We start from the raw sequence: 21011 nt of genomic DNA, 5'->3' as shown, positions 1-21011 counted from the left end.
GTGAGGAGTGTGCGGCTCTCTCTCACGACCGGAGGGTGCACCCCGGCGGCCCACTCCGGCTTGCGTGATGGTGCACCGGCCCTTGCGGGGGCGGGCACGATCGGCGCCGCCGTGGTCGGGACGTACGACGGCGGGAGGCGAAAGGGCGGCGAGACCGCATGACCGCCGCTGAGCGCTCGCTGAGCGGCCTTGGTGAAGTCTGGTGCGGTACCGCGCCCCCGTAAGGGGCGCGGGGAACTGCGCGACCAGCCCCCACCGGCCCGCGGGTTCATCACCGTCCTTCCAGCGGAGCGCTTATGCGCCCAGCGCCGTGCGCCCGCCCCCGCGTGCCTGCGAGCGTGCCTCCGACGGGCTCATGCCGTAGGCGCTCCTGAAAGCGTGGCTGAAGTGGGCGGGGTCGGGGAAGCCCCAGCGGTTTCCGACGGCGGCGACGGGCGTATGGGCGAGCGCGGGGTCCGCGAGGTCGCGCAGGCACTCGGCGAGGCGACGCTCCCGGAGCCAGCCCGAGACCGTGTACCCCCGCTCGGCCAGCAGCTTGTAGAGGAAGCGCCGCGAGATGTGGTGGGCGGCCGCGATCCGGTCGGGGCCGAGCCCCGGCTCGGACAGCCGCTGCTCCATGTACGTGAGGATCCGCTGGGCCAGCAGCTCCCGCCCGTCGTCCGCCGGCGTCACGTGCGCGGCGCACCGCTCCGAGAGCATCGCGCCGACCAGGTCGACCACGCTGTCCGCGAGCCGCTGCGTGCCGAGAGCGTCCAGCTGCCGCACCTGCCCGGCCAGTCCGCACAGGAACGGGTGCACCACGGGCCCCAGTCCGTCGCCGCACGACACGGTGGTGGCGATCATGCGGGTCAGGTCGCGCTCGGGCAGCCGGAGCAGGACCCTCGGGAACATCAGCACGAGGGTGCGGTACGGCTGGTCGAAGTCGAGTGTGTACGGGTGCCGGGTGTCGTAGACGGCCAGCTCGCCCGGCTCCAGCAGGGCCTGGCGGTCCGCCTGGGTCAGCATGCACCGCCCGGCCAGCTGAAGGCTCACCTTGACGAAATCGGCCGGGTCGGAGGCGATGTGCCTACGGGTGTGGGCGACGCCGTGCGGATCCGCGGCCACGACCGACACCTGCACCGCGCCGAGCTGGGCGGTGTGCAGGGAGGCGCGGAAGTCGGGAACCTCGCGCGGCAGCGCTTCCAGCGGCACGAAACTCCGGCCGACCGCTTCCCGCCAGAACTCGAAGCGTCCTGCGGAGGTGTCGTCCGACGGAGTCGTCATCGAGGGCATGGGTCTCCTCTGAGGGCCCTTCGGCAAGCCGTCAGGTAGGCGTGCCGCCGGATACTAACCGCTGTATCCGGTTTTCATGAAGTGCGATGAATGAGGTGAATGGGAAGGTCCCAGGTTCCGTGTCTGTCGAGGGTGCGGTGTAGGGGGCCCGGAAGGGCGCGGAGCACCTCCCGGTCCCCCCGTGGCATCAGCCGAGGCCGTCCGCACCCACCTGGACCGCGGACTCGTCGAGGACGGTGTCGGTCACCGGCTGCGGACGCCCGTCCAGGTCGAGGACAGGGACGGCCTCCTTGTACCAGGACTCGATGACGGCGTTGCCCCAGAAGTCGCGGCGGCGGTCGTCGCGGACGTTCCAGCGGTACGTCTCGTGGTCGGGGTCGCCGGTGTAGTAGTCGGAGGTGTAGATCTCCACGCGGTGGCCGTCGGGGTCGCGGAGGTAGAGGTAGAAGGCGTTGGAGACGCCGTGCCGGCCGGGGCCGCGTTCGATGTGGTGCTCTTTGTGCAGCGAGCCGAAGAGGTCGGCCGCGCGCAGTACCTGGTGGGACTCGTGGGTCGCCACCCCGACGTGGTGCAGGCGCGGCCCGGCACCCCCCGTGAAGGCGACGTCGTGGACGGTCTGCTTGCGGTACATCCAGGCCGCGTACAGCTCGTGCTCGTCACCCTCGATGGTCTCCGAGCAGCCGAAGCCGAGGGACCGGTAGTGGGCGTAGGCGGCCGGGATGTCGGGGGTGCAGATGTTGAAGTGGTCCAGGCGGGCGATCTCGGCGCCGTGGCGGAGGTCGTAGCGCTGGATGAGGCGCTCGGCGCGGTCGATCTCGTAGAAGAACTCCACGGGAAAGCCGAGCGGGTCGATGACGCGGACCGCGTCGCCGATGCCGTGTGTTCCCTCGCCCTTCTTCACGCGCCGGACGGGACGGCCGAGGTCGGCGAAGAACTTCTCCGCCTTGTCGACGTCCTCGGGGGTACGGACGCGATAGGAGATGTGGTCGAGGGCCGCCAGGTCGCCCTTGCGCAGCACCAGCGAGTGGTGGGTGAGTTCGTCGGTGCCGCGCAGGTACAGCGACTCGGCGTCCTCGTACTGGATGTGGAAGCCGAGCATGTCGACCCAGAACCAGCGGGCGGCGCCGAGGTCGGTGACGGCGAGCTGGGCGTAGGCGGAGCGGACGACGTCGGGGGCGTGGGAGGTGGTCATGAGGTGGCTCCGAAGCGGGGGGTGTGCACCTCGGCGAGGGCAACGTGGACGATCTTCGATTCGGTGTAGAAGTCGATGCTGTGCGCGCCGCCCTCGCGGCCGACGCCGGAGGCCTTGACCCCGCCGAAGGGGGTGCGCAGGTCACGGACGTTGTGGGAGTTGATCCAGACCATGCCGGACTCGACCGCGTGCGCGATGCGGTGGCCGCGCTTGAGGTCCGAGGTCCAGACGTAGGCGGCCAGACCGAACTGCGTGGCGTTCGCGAGGTCCACGGCCTCGGTCTCGTCGTCGAAGGGAGCGACGGCCACGACCGGGCCGAAGATCTCCTCCTGGAAGATACGGGCGTCGCGTTCGACGTCGGCGAAGACGGTGGGCTGGAGGTAGTTGCCGTCGGCGAGGTGGGCGGGGCGGGTGCCGCCGGCGACGAGGCGGGCCTCCTTCTTGCCGATCTCGACGTAGTTCAGGACGCGTTCGTAGTGCTCGGGGTGGACCAGCGCGCCGACCTCCGTGGCCGGGTCGGAAGGGAGCCCGACGCGTACGTCGGCGGCCCGCTCCGCCAGTCGCCGGGTGAACTCCTCGTACAGCGGGCGCTCGACGAGGACCCGTGAACCGGCCGTGCAGCGCTCGCCGTTGAGGGAGAACACGCCGAACACGACCGAGTCCAGGGCGGCTTCGAGGTCGGCGTCGGCAAAGACGACGACCGGGGACTTGCCGCCCAGCTCCATCGACACCGTCTTCAGGTGCTCGGCGGAGGAGCGGATGATGTGCCGGCCCGTGTCGGAGGAGCCGGTGAAGGAGATCAGCGGCACGTCCGGATGGTCGACGAGGGCCTGACCGGCCTCCTCGCCGATGCCGTGGACGATGTTGACCACGCCGGCGGGCACGCCTGCCTCGTCGAAGATCTCCGGCCACAGGGATGCCGACAAAGGGGTCCACTCGGCCGGCTTGAGGATCAGCGTGCAGCCGGACGCCAGCGCGGGGGCCAGCTTCCAACTCTCCAGCATGAAAGGGGTGTTCCAGGGAGTGATCAGCCCGGCGACCCCGACCGGGGTGCGCACCACATAGCTGAACTGGTCGTCGCCCTGCCGGAACGCCTCCTCGCCGAGGGCCACGATGACATCCGCGAAGTAGCGGAAGTTCTCGGCGGCCCGGCGCGCCTGGCCGCGGGCCTGCGTGATGGGCAGCCCGGAGTCGTACGACTCGAAGGCGGCGAGCCGGTCATGACGGGCCTCGACGGCGTCGGCGATCCGGTACAGGACCCCCGCGCGGGCCCGGTTGGACAGCCCGGCCCACTCCGTGAACGCGCCCCGGGCAGCCGTCACCGCCCGGTCCACGTCGGCCGCGGAGCCACGCGCGGCCTGTGCGTAGGCCGTGTTGGAGACCGGGTCGGCGACGTCGAACGTGCGGCTGTCGGCCGCGTCCACCAGCTCGCCGCCGATCCAGTGCCGGATCACGGAGGGAAGGTGCTCAGGGGTGGTGGGAAGGTGCTCAGGGGTGGTGCTCACTGCGCGGCTCCGATCTGCTGGGTGAGGTCTCCGCCCTCGCGGAGCAGCGCGCGGATCTTCGACAGGCCCGCGTCGGTGGGGGTGATCAGCGGCGGGCGGACATGGGGTGACGCGATACGTCCCTGCTGGTGCAGCACCCACTTCGCCGGCGCCGGGTTCGTCTCGACGAACAGGAGGTCGACGAGCGGGTGCAGGCGGTAGTGGATGTCGCGGGCACCGTCGAAATCGCCCGCCTCCCACAGCTCGTACATCCGTGCCACCGCACCGGGCGCGAGATTGGCGACGGCGGAGACGAATCCGGCTCCGCCGAGCGCCAGCAGCGGCAGGCACAGCAGCTCGATGCCGGACCACACCAGCAGTGAGCGCCCGCAGGCGTGCAGGACGCGCGAGAAGTGCTCGAAGTCCTTCGTGGTCTCCTTCACCCCGACGAAGTTCTCGAAGTCGGTGAACAGCCGCTTCACCGTCTCGGGAGCGATGTCGACGGCCGTGCGCGAGGGCACGTTGTAGGCGACGATCGGCAGGTCCGGGAACTCCCGGGCCACCGTGGCGTACCACTGGTACAGCGCCTCCTGCGTGGGGCGCGCGTAGTACGGCGTGATGACGAGCGCGGCATCCGCGCCCAACTCCGCTGCGGCGGCGGTGAGTTCGAGGGTCTCGTCGATCTTGTGGGAGCCGGTCCCGGGCAGGAACGGCACGCGGTCGCCGATCTCCTCGACCGCCGTCCGCATCCCCGCGATCCGCTCGGCCACGCTCTGCGAGCTGGGCTCGCCGGTGGAGCCGCCCAGCGAGATGCCGTGCGAGCCGGACTCCAACTGGAAGCGGATCAGCGCGCGCAGGCTGTCGTGGTCGACGGCTCCGTCCGAGGTGAACGGGGTGATGGTGGGAGCGATGGAGCCGCGGATGGTGGACGGGTCGCTGCGGAACTTCATGAGTGCTCTCCTTGCGTGCTGCGCTGCTTGCGCCACCGCTCGTACGTCTCGTGCCAGTCGGGCCCGAGGGGATACAGGCCGTCGATGTCGTGCCCGGCGCGCACCTGTTCGGTGATGAAGCGCTCCTTCTCTTCCTGCTCCCGGCAGTCGGTGATCAGGTCCTCGGCCAGCTCGGGCGGTACGACGACCACGCCGTCCGCGTCTCCCACCAGCAGGTCGCCGGGCTGCACGAGGGCTCCGCCGCAGGCGATCGGGACTCCCGTGTCCCACGGCACATGGCGGCGGCCGAGGACGGAGGGGTGGGCTCCGCCGTGGTAGACGGGCAGCCCCAGTTCGGTGACTGCGCCGCTGTCGCGCAGCCCTCCGTCGGTGACCACGCCGGCGGCGCCGCGCTGCTGGGCGCGCAGGGCGAGGATGTCGCCGATGGTGCCGGCGGAGGTGTCCCGGCGGGCGTCCATGACCAGCACATGGCCGGGCCGCAGCTGCTCGATGGCCCGCTTCTGGGCGTTCATGCCGTTGCCGTACCGCTTGAACAGGTCCTCGCGCAGGGGCAGGTAGCGCAGCGTGTGGGCGACGCCGACCATCTTCGTGTCCGGCCGGGTGGGACGTACCCCGTCGATGGACATGTGCGGCAGTCCGCGCCCCCGCAACTGTGCGCTGAGGGTGGCGACCGCGACCGACCGCAGGCCGTCCTCGATGCGTTCGTCGAGCAGGGGCTCGGGGGTGTACGCGGCTCCGTGAGCGGCCTCGCGTTCGGCCGCATCCGTCCTCGGCATCGCCCCGTACGTCTCCAGGGCGGGCCCGGAGGCAATGGGGTTGCGCAGCCGCCCGGTGGACTGCCCGCCGCCGGTGACCTCGACCTCCACCGTGTCGCCGGGGGAGACGACGGAAGCGCCGGCCGGAGTCCCGGTAAGGATGACGTCCCCGGGCTCCAGCGTGACCAGTCTCGACAGGTCGGCGACGAGCTGTCCGAAGGGGAAGAGGAGCGTGTCGGTGGTGTCGTCCTGCACGAGTTCGCCGTTGACCCAGGTACGCAACCGCAGTGCGTCCGGGTCGAGTTGGCGGGCGTCCAGCAGTCGCGGCCCGAGCGGGGTGAAGCCGTCGGCGCCCTTGGAGCGGAGGTTGGAGCCGCGGTCGGCATACCGCAGGTCGTACACGCCGGCGTCGTTCGCGGCGGTCACCCACCGCACGTGGGACCAGCCGTCCTCCGGCCGCACCCGCTGGGCGCGGCTGCCGACGACCAGGGCGATCTCGCCCTCGAAGCCCAGGAGTTCACACCCGTCCGGGCGGACGATGGCCTCCTGGGTGCCTGCCAGCGACGAGGGGGGCTTGAGGAAGTAGGAGGGCTGGGCCGGGATCCGGCCGCGCTCCTTGGCCCGGCTGGGGTAGTTGAGATGGACGGCGATGATCTTCGACGGGGGGTTCCCCAGGGGGTGCGTCATCAGGAGCGCTCCAGGCCGTGCTGATCCAAGAAGCCCTGGACCTTCGCCTTGTACGGGTCGCGGTCGTACGACTTCACGTACGCGCCCGCCATCCGGACCGGGTCGCCGAAGAAGTAGTACTCGTACAGGGCCTGCCGGCTGGAGAAGGCGGAGATGCAGGTGTCCCAGACGAGACGGAACAGCTTCACGCGCTCGGCGCCGGTGAGGGTGGCCGACTGGAGGTAGGCCTCGATGTCGGCGGCCGCCGGGCCGGTGATGTCGAGTTCGGTCGGGGTGGCCATCAGGCCGGAGGCGCCGAGCTTGCGCAGGATCTGCGGGAAGCGCTGGTAGAGCTTGGGGTAGAGGTTGCGGGCGGCGTTGAGGGGGGCCCAGGCCGGGGTCAGCACCCCGTACTCGTTGATCTCGGCGTCCGCTTCCGCCGCGCGCAGGAAGGCGCGCAGCGTCTCCAGGGTGGTGATGATCTCGGCGATGTCCTCCTGGACGTGCTGGAACTGCTCGATGCCGATGGCCTCGGTGAGCAGGGTCACCAGCCCGAGGATGTACTCGGTCTTGGCGGTGGTGCGGGTGACGACCTGGTGGGTCATGTGCACCACGGAGGCCGTCTGGGAGTAGAAGCCGTTGCACAGCTCGGCGTCACCGAGGGCGAAGCAGCGCTCGAAGGGCACGTGCACGTCGTCGAAGACGACGACGCAGTCCGATTCCTCGAAGCGGGAGGCGAGGGGGTGGTCGTGGCGCGGGCGGTCGTAGTCGAGGGGCTCGCGGGCGATGTAGCGCAGGCCGGGGGTGTCGTTGGGGATGGCGAAGGCGTACGAGTACGGCTTGTCCTCGGGGGTGCCGCGAAGGACGGTCGAGGGGAAGACGAGCATCTCGTCGGCGAAGGGGGCGATGGTGGCGAGCATCCGCGCCCCGCGGATCACCACGCCGTTGTCGTCCTCCTTGACGATGCGTGCCGCGAGCTTGCCGCCCGCCTGCTGGGTGCCCGCCACGGCCCGGTTGACCTGCGGTGGGATCAGCGTGTGCGTACACAGCAGATCCTCTTCGCGGGCCTTCTCGTAGTAGCGGCGGATGTTCTCGCCGAAGGCGGGATTGGCCTGGGCGAACCAGTCGGCGGCCGAGGCGAGGGCCATCAGGGAGCTGTTCATGTAGTCGCCGGTGCGGCCCAGCATGCCGTTGCTGTGGTCGGCCCACACCTTGAACGCCTGACGGCGCTTGACGAGATCGTCGGGGGTGCGCGGGGTGAGGAAGGACGTGCCGACCGGCTCACCGGAGGTGGGGGACGCGTACGTGAGGACGTCCTTGTGTGCGTCGCTGTGCTGGAGGTCGTACAGCTCGGCGTAGGTCCGCACCACGTTGCGGAAAGCGGGGTGTTCCTGGATTCCTCCGGTGAGCGTCTCGCCCTGGATGTGCACGGTGGGACGGGACTGGGAGAGGCGTTCGAGGAATTCCTTGCCGGTGCGTGCGGCCATGGTGGTTCTCCTGGGAGTGCGGTGGGGTTCGAGGGAGGGGGGAGCGGGCCGGGCGGAGGAGAGCTTCAGAAGAGGTGCTCGATGCCGTCGGTCGACTCGGTCGTGGACGCGAAACGGCTCCAGGCGTAGGTCAGGGCGTCGCCGTCGCGGTGACCGAGGTCGGTGACGCGGCCGACGACCAGGGTGTGGTCGCCGCCGTCGTACGTACGCCAGGGCTCGCACTCCACCCAGGCGAGCGGGTCGGCCAGCCGGGGGACGCGCGCGCCCTCCGCCCAGCGGGGCTCCACGGTGCTCGGGGCCCCCGCGAACAGCCGGGCCAACGGCTCCTGTTCGGCGCCGAGAATGTTCACGCAGAAGGGCCCGTCGGCCAGCTGGTCGTGGCAGCGGGCCCGGCGGGCGACGCTGACCAGCACGAGCGGCGGCTCGGCGGACACAGACGTGAAGGAGTTCATGGTGGCGCCCCGCGGACCGCTGTCGGTGGCGTACGACACCACCGTGACGCCGGTGGCGAAACGGGACATGCAGGCACGCAGCGCGCCGGGACTGGGGGGAGCGAATGCTTCGGGCATACGAGGCTCCTTGGGATCGATCGCACATCGCGACGCACGGCCGGGAGGAGACCTGCCCCCTCGGCGGACCCAGGGGACAAAGCGGGACGACTGATACTCAGAGCATGTAATCAATGCTTTGATTAATTGGGGACCGTACTCCCGTCGGCACCTCTGGGGAAGCCCTCGGGCGAAGGTTTTTCACGGTCCGGAAACCTGACCGACCTACTTGGCCGACCTGCCTGGACCCCGACCTACACTCCGACTGTGACCCAGGAACCGGAACCGCTGGACGCCGACCACCTGCACTTCTGGTCGTTCATCGACCACGCCGTCGACCGGACGTCGCGGGAACTCCCCGGCATCGATCCGCTCGCCATGCGGCTGGTGCTCACCCTCCACCGCGCGGCCAACATGCTCGTCTACGACCTCGAATCCGCCGTGCACCGGCCTCGCGGCTGGTCATGGCCCGGCTTCCGGGTGCTGTTCGCCATCTGGCTGTCGGGCCCGGTCGAGTCGAAGAAGGTCGCGGAGCTGTCCGGCATGAGCCGGGCCGCCGTGTCGGCGCTGGTGAACACGCTGGAACGGGACGGCCTGGTGAGCAAGGAGCGCGCCTCCTACGACGGGCGCGCGGTCCAGCTCGGCCTCACCGAGGCCGGCGTGCAGGCGATCACCACTGCCTTCCAGGCACACAACGCACGGGAACAGGAGTGGGCGGGCGCCCTCAGCGAGGACGAGCAGCAGACCCTCATCGAGTTGCTCGGCAAGCTGACCGCGCACTCCGCGCACTTCGACGTCCGGCACCGGACCTGAGGCCCTTTCCCAGGGCGACGGGCTAACGGTCGGTTGTCGAAGGGGCCGATGCCGTAGGGGCCGCTGCCGTCCGGATGTCGTCGGCCGCCAAGGCGGCACTGAACTGCAGGACGTCCGAAGGACTTGCGAGAGACAGGCCCGTCAGCTTCTCGATGCGCCGAAGCCGCTGGGAGATCGTGTTCTTGTGCACGAAGAGCTCCTGAGCGGACACATCGGCGCGGCAGTCGTTGGCCAAGTAGGTTCGCAGGGTGAGGATCAGGTCCGTCGAGCGCTTGAGATCGCTCTGGCGCAGGGCGCCCAGCACGCGATCACTGAAGCTCGCGACGGCCCTGTGGTCCTCCAGCTGAAGCAGCAGGCCCATCACCCCCAGGTCCTCGACGGTGCGAACCAACGGAGCCTGGGGACCGCCGAGTTCAAGCGCGCCTCGTGCCAGCCGGAACACCCTGGCCAGGTCTTCCGAACCGCCGGCCGGAGCCACCACCGCGTGCGCCTGGGAGCCGGTCGCGCCGTGCGTGAGGGTGGCAGCAATGTCGTCCGTGCCTTCGTCGTTCGGCCAGAGAGCGACCCAGTAGTCGCCGAGCCGGCCGCACACAAGGCGGGGCCGTCGGCTCGAAACGGATCGCATCCGGCGTCCGAGCGGCGAGTTGTCGACCTTCGCGGCACTGCCTTCGCCGTGATCCTTCATCACGACCACCTGAACCTCGTCGACGAGCAGGTTCGCTCGCAGTGCGCGCTGCCGGGCCGCAGCGCGCCGCTCGGGGTCGCCGGAACAGAGATCTCCGATCAGATCGTCCCTGAACCGGGCTTCGGATTCGGCCGCTGTCCGGTCGCGCAGCAGCAGGAGCGCGCAGACGGTCGCCGCGTGCTCCAGTGCGCGGGCTGCCATGTCGGGGTCGAGGGTCGCGCCGAAGGCCTCGATACGTGCGGCCACCTCGCCGTGCAGGAGAACCACCGCCGAGTTCGAGTTCGAGTACGGGTCCGAGTCGTCCGGCGTCAGGTCGTCGACCGGGTCGGAGCCCGCCTGCGCCAGGACGAATCCTGAGTCGTCGACGATCCTCAGGAATCCGGCGCCCACCATCTGCGCCGACTCCTGTGCGAGGTGGGCGAGATCCGAGTTGGTGAGCGCCACGTCGGTCAGGCGACGATGCAACTCCTGGGAGCGCTCGTCCCGCGCCTGGCGGTCGCGTAGTTCCTTGTTGAGATCCTCGAGCTGATTCACCCGGCCGGTCTCCGTCTGGCGGAGCCGCGTGATTTCGAGGGCCGCGCTCGCGAAGTCCGTCAGGGCCTCGACCAGGTGGCGAAGCTGGGGATCCGGGGCGATGACCTCTCTGTTGTAGCAGTTGAAGGTCCCGACGATCTGGTCACCCGCTCGCAGCGGCACAGCCAGCAGTGTCCGATAACCCTGCGCCCTCGCCGGACCGGACCACTGGGTGAAGTCGGCATGCTGCGTGATGTCGGACACCCAGACGGAAACGCCGGAGGTGTACGCCCTGCTGGAGGGTGACTGTCTCGCGGTGCTGCCGAGCGTCAACGGGTTCCGGGAGTTGATCTGCTCGACGTAGAAGGTGTCCAGGCCCGCCCAGGCACGGATGAGCAGCTGGGTTCTCGACTCGTCGGGGAGAAGCACCGCGCAGAAGTCGAATCCGGTGAGCTGGCGACCGACCGCGACCAGCCTCTGGTGCAGGTCTTCGGCCGAACTCCCCGCCCCGGCCTGACGGGCCAGCAGTTCGAGCGCCGCGATCCACACAGTGGTCGGCGTCACTTCGCGGGGCATCGGCTTGCTCAAGAGGTGCCCTCCAGCCTGGAGCCTGACGAGCCGCAGGTGACTGTCATACCCGTGATCCCGGTTCAAGGGTATGGCAGAAACCCCAGGTCGCCGGGCTGGAGGGTGTGCTCAGTCGGACTCGATCGGCAGGGGTGGGTTCTCGCTGTCGAGATGTTCGACAGTCGTGAATACGAGATCGGCTTCACCCGCGTTTTCGATGTCATGGAGCAGAAACTCGCCGCGCGCGAATCGGAAATGACGCGTTTCGCCTGCTTCGTACTCCACGGCGCGTGTCGTGCCGTCGTGCGTGTGCTGAATGCTGCGGCCGGGCACGACAGCTGTCCAGAAGTAATCGAGCACGTGGCGATGAGCGTGCCATCGTTCGCCGGGCGCCAGCCGAATCTCCCAGACCCGGACACGGGAGTCCTCGCTGAGGAGACGCGAACCCACATGTCCGTCCTGCGCGTGAACGCGGAATTCGTCGACCAGCTCATCGGTCCAGCCGGCGAAATCGCTGCCGATCAGTTCGCCTGCCAGGGGCAGATCAAGGCTGCTCATCATGCTTCTTCCCTCTCCGTCAGACGCCGGGCCCATAGAGGCCGAACCGGAGTTCGGGATCCTCCGGGCGCCAGGAGTTGTCGAACTGTGAACGCTCGCCCATGGCCTGGACGCGCGACTCGAGCTGAGCGCTCAGGGCGAGTTGGACCGGCTCCCAGACCTGAAGGGCCTGGTCCAGGCTGCCGCCCGTCTTTTCGATCGCCTCGATCGCCGAGGCCAGACTCCACGCGTCGGCAGCGGCCTTGGCGGTGCCGGCCGCCGCGTGCGGGCGTGCGGCGCATGCGGCGTCGCCGAGTATCGCGACCCGGCCTCGGACCATCTGTGCGGCGCGAATGTCACTGACGACCTGGACGTAGGGAGCGTCGCAGCGCGACACGACCTCGGCTGCTGCGGGGGGCAGGTCGCGAGCCGCGTCGGTCCGCATCCGTTCGACCTCGATGTGCGGAACCTGGTCCGGAGGCAATGACAGAACCCCGTCGGACGCACCCCCGACGAACTGATCGAGTCGGTGTCCCGCCGGAACGTTGCGATACCAGACGAAGTTCATCAGCCTCTCGGTCACGCCGTCTTCTAGCGGGCCGGGTACGGGATACATCACGATGTGCGAGTCCGGCATCAGTGCGTAGGTGACGGAGTTCTCGAGCACCGCACTCGTCTCGCTGCTCAACAGACGCTCCGGCACGAGACCGCGCCACCCGACATAGCCGGAGTACCGGACGGGTGTGTTCGGTGAGACGTACTGCCGGCCCACCGAGTTCACCCCGTCGGCGAACACCACGAGGTCGCCGGTTGCGAAGCTGCCGTTGTCGAACTCGACGGTCGCAGTCGACGCGCCCTGTGTGACCGCCACGGCACGGTGTCCGCGCCGGTAACGATCGGCCCCGAAATCCCTCAGCAGCGCCGAGTAGAGGGTCGCCCACGAGCTGTAGGACCACTGGGCGTGCTCGCGGTGGGCCACGTGATTGTCGCTGCCCAGGTACTGGACGAGATGTGTCGAGGTGGTGAGGCTCTCCAGCGCCTGCGTACTGCGTTCGGTGAACCAGCGGACCGTGTCCGGCTGCAGCACGATGCCGCCGCCGCGGGCGTCGTCGCGGGTCGACCGCTCGAAGACGTCGACGTCCCAGCCGAGGTCGCGCAGCAGCAGCGCGGTGGTGAGACCGCCGATCGATCCCCCGACGACGACTGCCTGACGGGACTCGGATTCACGCATGCGTCGACCTCCCCGGTTGCGGAAGACATCGGCGCACCTGCTCGATGCCTCAGGCATTCAGTCTCGGAGGACGGCGCGACCGATTCCATGTTCAGGGACACATCACACGCCGCCCACAGTGTGAGTGAGCACATGTCGCCGGGTCGTTCCCCGAGGCATTCTGGTCTGACCTCGGTCTGCGGCGGAATTCGCCGCGGAGATGTCTTGAGCGTGTCGACGATGTGAGCGAGTTCCTGATGGCAGAAGAGGTGGCGAAGACGATGCTTGTCGAACGAGACGTGCCGATCGAAATGGACGATGGCATCGTTCTGCGCGCTGACGTCTTCCGTCCCGATGACGGCTTGGCACATCCAGCGCTCATGACCTACGGGCCCTATGGGAAAGGGCTGGCGTTCGCCGACGGATATCCGACGGCATGGAAGAAGATGTCCGAGGAACATCCGGACACGGTGACGGGGTCGACCAACGTCCACCAGTGCTGGGAGGTGGCGGACCCGGAGAAATGGGTTCCCCATGGCTATGTCATCGTTCGCGTGGACTCCCGTGGCGCCGGCCGGTCGCCCGGCTTTCTGGATCCGTTTTCCGCGCGAGAGGACGAGGACTTTCGCGAAAGCATCGAATGGGCGGGCCGGCAGGAGTGGAGCAACGGCAAGGTCGGCCTGAACGGAATCTCCTATTACGGGATGAACCAGTGGCGGGTGGCCGCGCTGAAGCCGGAGTCTCTCGCGGCGATCTGCGTATGGGAGGGCGCCTCCGACTTCTACAGGGAGGCCGCACGCCATGGCGGCGTCCTGAGCATGATGCTGCTGAACTGGTACGAGATGCAGGTGCTGTCGGTCCAGCACGGACTGGGGGAGGCGGGACCGCGGAGCGCCGCAACCGGTGAACTGGTCTGCGGCGACCGGACGCTGAGCGAATCCGAACTCGCCGCGAACCGCGCCGACCTGCCGAAGTTCCACCGCGACAACGAGTTCGTCGCCGCCTACCGTGACCGCCAGACCGATCTGTCCCAAGTCGAGGTGCCGCTGTTGTCGGCCGGCAACTGGGGCGGGCAGGGACTGCACCTTCGCGGCAACATCGAAGGCTTTTGCAGGGCGTCCTCGACGCAGAAATGGCTTGAGATCCATGACGGTGAACACTGGGTGGAGTTCTACACCGACTACGGGGTGGACCTCCAGCGCCGTTTCTTCGATCACTTCCTCAAGGGTGAGGACAACGGCTGGGACGAACAGCCCCGCATTCAGATGAAGGTCCGGCACGTCGATGGAACGACGGAGGTGCGACACGAAGACGCATGGCCGGTTCCCGGGACGGTCTGGACCGATCTGCAGCTGGACATCGATCGAATGCACCCCGGTGCCGCCACAGAATCGGTCGTTTCCTTTGACGTAAATGGCGAAGGCATCTCCTGGACCACCGAACCGATGGAGGAGGCCACCGAGATCACGGGACCGGTTTCCTGTCGGCTCTTCGTCTCCACCACCTCCACGGACGCGGACATCTTCGCAGTGCTGCGCGCCTTCGACCCGGCTGGGAACGAGCACGTGTTCCAAGGTGCTATCGACCCCTTCAGCGCGGTGACGAAGGGGTGGTTGCGCATGTCGCACCGGGAGGCCGATGAGCGCCTCAGTACGCCGCACCGGCCGTTCCATTCACATGAGCGGGCAATCGAGGTCGTTCCCTACGAGATCTACCAGCTCGATGTCGAACTGTGGCCCACCAGTGTGGTCCTGCCGCCGGGCTGGCGTCTCAGCCTGACCCTGCGGGGCTCCGACTGGGTTTACGACTCGGCGCCGGAGACTCGACTCTCCAACTTCAAGAATGCGATGCAGGGTTCGGGACCGTTCCTGCACAACGATCCGTCGGATCGTCCGGCGTCCGTCTTCAGTGGACGCACTTCGATTCATCTGGGAGGCAAGCACACATCCTTTCTGCGCCTCCCGGTAGTCCCCGCGACAAGGACTTGAGTCCCCGCGAAGAGGACTTGGAAAAAGGAGTGATGAAGATCAGAGCCGCAGGTTACGCAGCCACCGGAGGCCACGACGTGCTCCGCATCGTCGACCTCCCCCTACGGGATCCGGGCGCAGGTGAGGTCCGGGTGAGGGTCCACTACTCGGGCGTCAACCCGACCGACTGGAAGACCCGCATCGGCGGCATCCACATGCCGATTCCGGACGGGCAGGTCCAGGTTCCGCACCTCGACGGCTCGGGGATCGTGGACGCCGTCGGCCCGGGGGCCGAGCACCTCGTACCCGGGGACCGGGTGTGGTTGTGGCTCGTCGCCTTCAAGCGACTGGAGGGGACCGCGCAGGAATACGCCACGGTTCCGGCCCGACTGGTCCGCCCGCTGCCCGACACGGCCTCCCTGGAGTTGGGTGCCGGCCTCGGGGTCCCCTTCATCACCGCCCATCACGCGCTGACACTCCGTGCCGGGGGCCCCACTCAGCTCGCACCGGGGGCGCTCGAAGGGGTCACCGTGCTGGTCGCGGGGGGAGCCGGCGCCGTCGGGAATGCCGCGATCCAGCTGGCGACGTGGGCCGGTGCGACCGTGATCACGACCGTCAGCAGTGCAGCCAAGGCCCGCCTCGCGAAGGCCGCCGGCGCCCCGATGGTGGTGAACTACCGGACGCAGGACGCAGCCGCCGAGATCCGGCGACTCGCGCCGGGCGGGGTGGACATCGTCGTCGAGGTGTCGCCGTCCACCAACGTCGGCCTGGACCTCGCGGTCCTCGCGCCGCACGGGCTGATCGTCGTCTACGCCAACAACGGCGGCGACGACGTCACCATGCCGGTCCGATCCCAGATGAACCAGAGCGTCACCTGGCACTTCGTCCTGCTGTACAAGATGACCGACGCCGTTCTCGACAACGCCGTCGCAGCCATCGACAGGGCCCTGGCCGCCGGGGTGATCGGCGTGGGTGAAGCCAGAGGGCTGCCCGTCCACCACTATCCGCTGGAGCGAATCGCGGATGCCCACAGGGCAGTGGAGTCCGGAATCGTCGGAAAAGTTCTCCTTGACCTGTGACCGTGTGACCGGCGACCGGCGACCGGCGACTTGTGACCTGTCCGCGTGACGTCCCTGCCCGAACCGGCCGGGGCCGCCCGCCCAACACATCGGCGCTCGCCCGAGCTGCCGACAATCGTCATACCGGAGGGATGAAGAAATGAGCCTGAAGAACCAGGATGTGGCTGAGGCCACGTCGGTGAAGGAAGACATCGAGTTCCGCGCCGACAACGGGGTCGTGCTGCGTGGCTGGGTGATGACCCCGGACTCCGAGGGCCCGCATCCCGCCATCGTGATGACCCCCGGATTCTCCTCGTCGATCACCCGCCTCGAAACTGTCGCCGACGCCTTCGTCGCCCGGGGGTTCGGAGTCCTGCTGTACGACCAGCGGACGTGCGGCAGCAGCGACGGGGAGCCGCGCCAGGACGTCGATCCTGTCGCGCAGGACCGGGACATGCAGATGGCCCTGTCCTTCGTGGAGCAGCATCCGGCGCTCGACAGCGACCGCATCGGCCTGTGGGGCTCCAGCTACAGCGGGGCGAACGTGCTCGTCGTGGCCGCCATGGACCGCCGGGTGAAAGCTGTCGTCAGCCAGGTGCCCTTCATCTCCGGGTACGACCAGTTCGTCCTGGGAAACGGCGAAGGCGCGCTCGCCGCGATCAACGACAACATGGACAAGGACAGGCAAGGACGGCTCAAGGGGGAGGAGCCCGGCCGTATCCAGCTGGTGCGGATGCCGACCGACCCGGCCGACCAGACTGTCCTCTTCGAGGATCAGGCGGACTACGAGTACCTCGTGGGTGGTCCCCAAGGGCCCTCCGAGGGATGGATCAACAGCGTGACCATCCGATCGACGGGACGGGCGCTGGCGTACGACGTGCGTCCGTTCATGCGCCGCATCAGCCCGACGCCTCTGATGATGGTCGTCGCCGGGGACGACCAGACCACTCCGCCCTCGCTCGCTCTGGAAGCGTATGACGCGGCGCTCGAACCCAAGGAGCTGATGATGATCTCCGGGGGGCACTACGGGGTGTACTGGCCTCACCTTTCCCGGGATGTTGTCACCGATGCCGCGGCCCGTTGGTTCGAGACCCATCTGGGCAAGGGCACGCACTGAGTGGTGGCAGCGACGTCTCGCTGCCCGGCCTGGTCAGGTTTAGTCTGGCCTGGTCTATTACATGAGGGTTTCGTGTAGCTGTGCGCCGGCCTTGCCCCGTAGGCTCCGGTGCACAGGCCTCACAACCGTCCCCACTCTCGACTCCGGCCACCCGCCGGGTGGTCGGGGGAAAGCGCGAGGACCCGATGAGCGTCTTCCACCCCGATCTCGCACGAGGTCGCTTCATCCCCAACGTGTCCTACGGGCGGCTGACGTCGCGCCTCGTGCGGAAAGTGAAGTGGCGTCCGACCGATCCGGGGCCGGGCGTCACGGTCCAGGAGATCACCGTGCCCGGCACGGAGGGCGCGCCGTCCGTGTCGCTCCGTGTGTTCCAGCCGGCCGGTTTGAAGGAAGCGGCTGGGGCGCTGCTCTGGATCCACGGAGGCGGGCTGATCTTCGGTGCGCCCGAGCAGGACGACCGTACGAACATCGCCTTCGTCCGTGAGCTCGGCATCACAGTCGCCGCGGTCCGCTACCGGCTGGGTCCCGACCATCCCGCGCCCGCCGCGGTCGAGGACGCCTACGCCGGGCTGCGCGGCCTCGTCGAGCGCGCGGGCGACCTGCACATCGACGTCGACCGCATCGCGATCGGCGGTGCCAGCGCCGGGGGCGGACTCGCCGCCGCCCTCGCCCTGCTCGCCCATGACCGGGGCGAGATCCGCCCGGCGTTCCAGCTGCTCATCTATCCCATGCTGGACGACCGCACGACGACGAGAACCGACCTGGACACCCTCAAGGTGCGCGTCTGGACACCCAAGAGCAACCGCTACGGCTGGTCGTCCTACCTCGGCGAATCCGTCGCGGGCCCCAACGTCTCCCCGTACGCCGCCGCGGCACGCCGCGAGGACCTCACCGGCCTCCCGCCCGCCTGGATCGGCGTCGGCACCCTCGATCTCTTCCACGACGAGGACGTCGAGTACGCGCGCCGGCTGAATGCCGGCGGCGTCCCCTGCCAACTCCACATCGTCCCCGGCGCTTTCCACGGCTTCGACGTGCTGTTCGCCAAGGCCGAGGTCTCGCGGGACTTCTGGCGCCGGCAGGCACAGGCGCTGAAGGGCGCACTGTGAGACCGACCTGCGTCGGTCCATGACCAAAAGCGACGGCAGACCGCTGGTCAGCCGATCAGGTGCAACCCGTCCTCGAAGTCGATGCGCGCGAGGTCGGCGCGCGAGACGATGCCGAGCTTGGGGAACACGTTGGCCAGGTGATGGCCCACCGTACGAGGGCTGATCAGCAGCTGGGCCCCGATCTCCCGGTTGGTGAGCCCCTGCGCGGCCAGCCGCGCGACTCTCGACTCCTGTGCCGTGAGGATGGCTGCGGTGTCCCGGGCCGCCGGTGCCGAGTCGCGGCGCGGTTGCTGCCCGGCCAGCTCCTGTTCGGCCTGGGTACGGGCGAGCAGGGGCGCCGCGTCGAGTCGCCGGAAGGTTTCCGCGGATTCGGCCAGCTGTGTCCGGGCGTCGGTACGGCGGCCGGCCCGGCGCAGCCACTCGCCGTACAGCAGGCGTGTGCGGGCGTGGTTGAAGGGACGGGACGCGGCTCCGGGGACATCCAACGCGAGCCGGAACTGCTTTTCCGCATCCGCTCCCGATGCCAGCAGGGCATGGACCAGGTGGGTCGCGGAGACCGCCCACGCCGCGTCGGTCCGCTCGGCCCACCGCCGCAGCAGCCGCGCCTGTTCCTCGGCCGTCGCCCGCTGTCCGGCCTGGAGGGCGGCCTCGGCGGTGTCCGGCGCGGCGAGCACCGCGACGGTGGCGTTCACCGCGTAGTGTCCGGGCTCGCTCAGCCGGACCAGGCGGTCCAGCGACTCCTCGGCCCGGCCGGCGAAGAGCGCCGACATGCCGTGGTTCCATTCCGCGCAGGCGCTGAAGACGCGCACTCCACGCGGCACCCATACCTCGTTGAACCGGGCGGTGTGTTCCGCGACGGTCTGCTCATCGCCTCGCGCGGCTGCCAGCCATCCGATACCGGCGAGGCACTGCGCCGCCAAGTGGTCGTCGCCGGTCCCCTCGGCCACGTGGAGCCCCTCAAGGGCGTTCGCCTCGGCCGAGGTCCAGGAGCCCTGCGCGATGTCGAGCGCCACGGTCTGGGCCAGCGTCTGGGTCAGGGCGGTGACCTGGTCCGTGTGCCGCAGCGTGTGGGTCTCGTGGCGGAGAGCCTCCCCCAGGGCGGACTCGATGCCCCAGGCCACCGCCAGCGGTGACGGTGGCATCACAAGCCAGGAACTGCCGCTGAGTCGGGTGAGGATTTCAGCGCTGGGTGCCATCACATGGTCGTACTGCTCGCGGTCGTCGGCGCCGTCGCCCCGGTCCTCCGTCCACCATGCGCGCAGCAACGGCAACAGATCGGCGTTCGGGAAGTCCCGTTGCGGGAGCCGCCGTTCGAGCCGCTGGAGCGCCTCGCGCTGCAGCGCGCCCTCACTTGCCGCCCAGGCCGCCCGCAGCGCCATGCTGCCGAGCTTGAATGCCTGCCCGGGATCGGCCACCCGCTCCATGTCCCGGATCAGCTGCCGGCAGGCGGTCTCCAGATCGCCGTGCGCGAACTCGATCAGCCCGCGCAGCCCCTCGCTGAGATCCGCGACCGTGGACGCGGAGGAAAACCTTTCGGCCCGCTCCAGCATCCCCCGCGCGACGTCGACGTGGCCTGCCTCCCAGGCCGCCCTCGCTCCGTGCGCCAGCCGTCTGGCCGCGTCGTCCGTGGAGGGGGACAGCTTCGCCGCCCGCCGCAGGGCACGGGCCGCAGTGCCACAACCACCGCGCGCCCAGGAACGGTGGGCCGACTCCTCCAGCAGCCGGGCCACCTCCTCGTCGGGTCGGCCCGCGGCTTCCACGGCTGCGGCGAGGTGCCAGGGGCGCAGCTCGTCGGCGTTCTCACCGGTCAGCACGGAGGCGAGCGCATGGTGAACGGCTTGGCGGTCCGCGGCCGGTGCCTCCTCGTAGACCACCGCTCCCATCAACTGGTGGCGGAAGCGGATCCGCCCGTCCGAGTGCGTGGTGAGCAGGCCCGAGTGCAGCGCTTCGTCCCACGCGGCTGCGTCGAGGCCGAGCACACCACCGGCCTGGCGCACGCTGTTGCCATCGCCGCGGTCCTCGGCGGCGGTGAGGAGGAGCGCGGTGCGGGCGGGCGCGGACAGCCGCTCGATCCGGGCGCGGAAGGCGCGGCGCAGGCGTGGCCCGACGGCGATCGGCTCATCGGCGAGAGGGTGCGTCGAGATGTCGCCGGCTGCCACGGACGTGGTCAGCTCCTGGAGTGCGAGGGGATTTCCGGCCGCCGCACAGACCGTGTGGCGGATCACCGCCTCGTCCGCGTGCGGAGCGACGGCACGGGCGAGGAGCCGGGCATCCTCGTCGCCCAGCTCCCGGACCTCCATGGCCGCCAGTTTCTCCCAGGGCCCGTCGCCGGGATCGTCGTGCCCGGTGAGGAGCATGACCACAGGCTCGTTGCGCAGTCGGCGGGCAACGAAAGTCAGGCACTGTGCTGATGGCTCGTCCAGCCACTGGGCGTCGTCGGCGACGACGAGCACCGGCCGTTCCCTGGCCAGTTCGCCGAGGAGCGTCAGCACGGCCACGCCGATCAGAAACCGGTCCGCCGCGTCGCCGCTCATCCCGAGAGCCCCGTTCAGGGCCTTGGCCTGCGGCTCCGGGAGCGTACGGATCCGGTCCGTCACTGGCCACAGCAATTCGTGCAGAGCGGCGAAGGCCAGCTCCGACTCGAGACGAGCACCGCGACAGCTCAGCACGGTGAAGTCCGCGGCGGCCGACTCGGCCACGTATTCGAGCAGGGCGGTCTTGCCGATGCCGGGGTCACCCCACAACATCATGGTCGCGCCGGATCCCTGACGGGCGCCATCAAGGATCCGGTCAAGGGCTGCCTGTTCCTGGCGCCGTCCGTACAGGTCCATTTGCTTGAAAGCTTAATGGGTTGCGGTCGCCCGGATCCACTGCCGGCCACCTGGGTTCAACGACTCCACACAAAATCTTGACGGACGCGGTGACGGACACGGTGACGGATCCGTTTTCCTCGCTTCCTTCGTAGCGTCGGGCGTGATGAGTGCACTCGCGCCCCACCGCAGGGGGAAGGCATGGTGACGGCGATCCGGAGTCGGGAGCGTCGGCAGGACAGTGGCTCAGCCCGTCACGCCGCATCGCCCCACC

16 protein-coding genes are annotated in these 21011 nt (G+C 69.2%); 5 read left to right on the top strand and 11 right to left on the bottom strand.

Translation table 11 applies throughout. The features are described from left to right. Positions 1-294: 294 nt before the first annotated feature. The 7 genes from ACH4TV_RS40615 to ACH4TV_RS40585 form a co-directional block, all read right to left on the bottom strand. Positions 295-1263, bottom strand: coding sequence for a helix-turn-helix domain-containing protein (locus tag ACH4TV_RS40615; protein ID WP_398406378.1), 969 nt, complete (start codon positions 1261-1263; stop codon positions 295-297). Positions 1264-1459: 196 nt separating this feature from the next. Next, complete coding sequence (gene hpaD / locus ACH4TV_RS40610) at positions 1460-2464, bottom strand: 3,4-dihydroxyphenylacetate 2,3-dioxygenase (protein WP_398406377.1); 1005 nt, start codon at positions 2462-2464, stop codon at positions 1460-1462. Next, positions 2461-3969, bottom strand: coding sequence for a 5-carboxymethyl-2-hydroxymuconate semialdehyde dehydrogenase (gene hpaE / locus ACH4TV_RS40605; protein WP_398406376.1), 1509 nt, complete (start codon positions 3967-3969; stop codon positions 2461-2463). Before hpaE ends, hpaD begins: the two co-directional genes overlap by 4 nt. Beyond that, the gene (dapA, locus tag ACH4TV_RS40600) at positions 3966-4898 is read right to left on the bottom strand and encodes a 4-hydroxy-tetrahydrodipicolinate synthase (protein WP_398406375.1); all 933 of its coding nucleotides are present in this window, start codon (positions 4896-4898) and stop codon (positions 3966-3968) included. The genes hpaE and dapA overlap by 4 nt, the downstream gene beginning before the upstream one ends. Beyond that, the gene (locus ACH4TV_RS40595; protein ID WP_398406374.1) at positions 4895-6340 is read right to left on the bottom strand and encodes a fumarylacetoacetate hydrolase family protein; all 1446 of its coding nucleotides are present in this window, start codon (positions 6338-6340) and stop codon (positions 4895-4897) included. Before ACH4TV_RS40595 ends, dapA begins: the two co-directional genes overlap by 4 nt. Next, positions 6340-7806, bottom strand: coding sequence for a 4-hydroxyphenylacetate 3-monooxygenase, oxygenase component (gene hpaB / locus ACH4TV_RS40590; RefSeq protein ID WP_398406373.1), 1467 nt, complete (start codon positions 7804-7806; stop codon positions 6340-6342). The genes ACH4TV_RS40595 and hpaB overlap by 1 nt, the downstream gene beginning before the upstream one ends. A gap of 65 nt (positions 7807-7871) precedes the next feature. Further along, positions 7872-8375, bottom strand: coding sequence for a flavin reductase family protein (locus ACH4TV_RS40585; RefSeq protein WP_398406372.1), 504 nt, complete (start codon positions 8373-8375; stop codon positions 7872-7874). A 246-nt stretch (positions 8376-8621) separates the two neighbouring features. Here ACH4TV_RS40585 and ACH4TV_RS40580 point away from each other — a divergent pair, with 246 nt between their 5' ends. Next, positions 8622-9167 carry a MarR family winged helix-turn-helix transcriptional regulator gene (locus tag ACH4TV_RS40580; RefSeq protein WP_398406371.1) on the top strand — a complete coding sequence of 182 codons (546 nt, stop codon included), beginning with the start codon at positions 8622-8624 and terminating at the stop codon, positions 9165-9167. 22 nt (positions 9168-9189) lie between these two features. Here the strand turns inward: ACH4TV_RS40580 and ACH4TV_RS40575 are convergent, their stop codons facing one another. From ACH4TV_RS40575 to ACH4TV_RS40565, 3 genes are all read right to left on the bottom strand, one after another. Next, positions 9190-10953: a helix-turn-helix domain-containing protein gene (locus tag ACH4TV_RS40575; protein WP_398406370.1), complete on the bottom strand. Its 1764-nt coding sequence runs from the start codon at positions 10951-10953 to the stop codon at positions 9190-9192. 108 nt (positions 10954-11061) lie between these two features. Beyond that, complete coding sequence (locus tag ACH4TV_RS40570; RefSeq protein ID WP_398406369.1) at positions 11062-11493, bottom strand: hypothetical protein; 432 nt, start codon at positions 11491-11493, stop codon at positions 11062-11064. A 16-nt stretch (positions 11494-11509) separates the two neighbouring features. Next, positions 11510-12700, bottom strand: a complete 1191-nt coding sequence (locus ACH4TV_RS40565) for an FAD-dependent monooxygenase (protein ID WP_398406368.1) — start codon at positions 12698-12700, stop codon at positions 11510-11512. A gap of 221 nt (positions 12701-12921) precedes the next feature. On the opposite strand from ACH4TV_RS40565, the gene ACH4TV_RS40560 reads away from it, so the two are divergent. The 4 genes from ACH4TV_RS40560 to ACH4TV_RS40545 all read left to right on the top strand — a co-directional run bounded on the left by ACH4TV_RS40560 (position 12922) and on the right by ACH4TV_RS40545 (position 17927). Then, entirely contained in the window at positions 12922-14667 is a 1746-nt protein-coding gene (locus tag ACH4TV_RS40560; RefSeq protein WP_398406367.1) for a CocE/NonD family hydrolase, read from the top strand. Positions 14668-14699: 32 nt separating this feature from the next. Then, positions 14700-15725, top strand: coding sequence for an NADPH:quinone reductase (locus tag ACH4TV_RS40555; protein ID WP_398406366.1), 1026 nt, complete (start codon positions 14700-14702; stop codon positions 15723-15725). 139 nt (positions 15726-15864) lie between these two features. Continuing rightward, complete coding sequence (locus ACH4TV_RS40550) at positions 15865-16821, top strand: alpha/beta hydrolase (protein ID WP_398406365.1); 957 nt, start codon at positions 15865-15867, stop codon at positions 16819-16821. Positions 16822-17006: 185 nt separating this feature from the next. Beyond that, entirely contained in the window at positions 17007-17927 is a 921-nt protein-coding gene (locus ACH4TV_RS40545) for an alpha/beta hydrolase (RefSeq protein ID WP_398406364.1), read from the top strand. 47 nt (positions 17928-17974) lie between these two features. On the opposite strand, the gene ACH4TV_RS40540 is transcribed toward ACH4TV_RS40545, so the two are convergent. Then, positions 17975-20758 (bottom strand): ATP-binding protein, encoded by a 2784-nt coding sequence (locus ACH4TV_RS40540; protein WP_398406363.1) that lies wholly within the window; start codon positions 20756-20758, stop codon positions 17975-17977. Positions 20759-21011: the final 253 nt, after the last annotated feature.

This window comes from Streptomyces sp. NPDC020898 (assembly GCF_044333925.1).
Taxonomy (GTDB): Bacteria; Actinomycetota; Actinomycetes; order Streptomycetales; family Streptomycetaceae; genus Streptomyces.
Note: the sequence above shows the minus strand (reverse complement) of the source record. Positions and strands in the feature narration are given on the sequence as shown.

Bases quoted from the DNA above. Each gene is read 5' to 3' on its own strand.
- ACH4TV_RS40615 (WP_398406378.1), bottom strand. From the start codon at position 1,263: ATGACGACTCCGTCGGACGACACCTCCGCAGGACGCTTCGAGTTCTGG.
- hpaD (WP_398406377.1), bottom strand. From the start codon at position 2,464: ATGACCACCTCCCACGCCCCCGACGTCGTCCGCTCCGCCTACGCCCAG.
- dapA (WP_398406375.1), bottom strand. From the start codon at position 4,898: ATGAAGTTCCGCAGCGACCCGTCCACCATCCGCGGCTCCATCGCTCCC.
- ACH4TV_RS40595 (WP_398406374.1), bottom strand. From the start codon at position 6,340: ATGACGCACCCCCTGGGGAACCCCCCGTCGAAGATCATCGCCGTCCAT.
- hpaB (WP_398406373.1), bottom strand. From the start codon at position 7,806: ATGGCCGCACGCACCGGCAAGGAATTCCTCGAACGCCTCTCCCAGTCC.
- ACH4TV_RS40585 (WP_398406372.1), bottom strand. From the start codon at position 8,375: ATGCCCGAAGCATTCGCTCCCCCCAGTCCCGGCGCGCTGCGTGCCTGC.
- ACH4TV_RS40570 (WP_398406369.1), bottom strand. From the start codon at position 11,493: ATGATGAGCAGCCTTGATCTGCCCCTGGCAGGCGAACTGATCGGCAGC.
- ACH4TV_RS40565 (WP_398406368.1), bottom strand. From the start codon at position 12,700: ATGCGTGAATCCGAGTCCCGTCAGGCAGTCGTCGTCGGGGGATCGATC.
- ACH4TV_RS40555 (WP_398406366.1), top strand. From the start codon at position 14,700: ATGAAGATCAGAGCCGCAGGTTACGCAGCCACCGGAGGCCACGACGTG.
- ACH4TV_RS40550 (WP_398406365.1), top strand. From the start codon at position 15,865: ATGAGCCTGAAGAACCAGGATGTGGCTGAGGCCACGTCGGTGAAGGAA.
- ACH4TV_RS40545 (WP_398406364.1), top strand. From the start codon at position 17,007: ATGAGCGTCTTCCACCCCGATCTCGCACGAGGTCGCTTCATCCCCAAC.
- ACH4TV_RS40540 (WP_398406363.1), bottom strand. From the start codon at position 20,758: ATGGACCTGTACGGACGGCGCCAGGAACAGGCAGCCCTTGACCGGATC.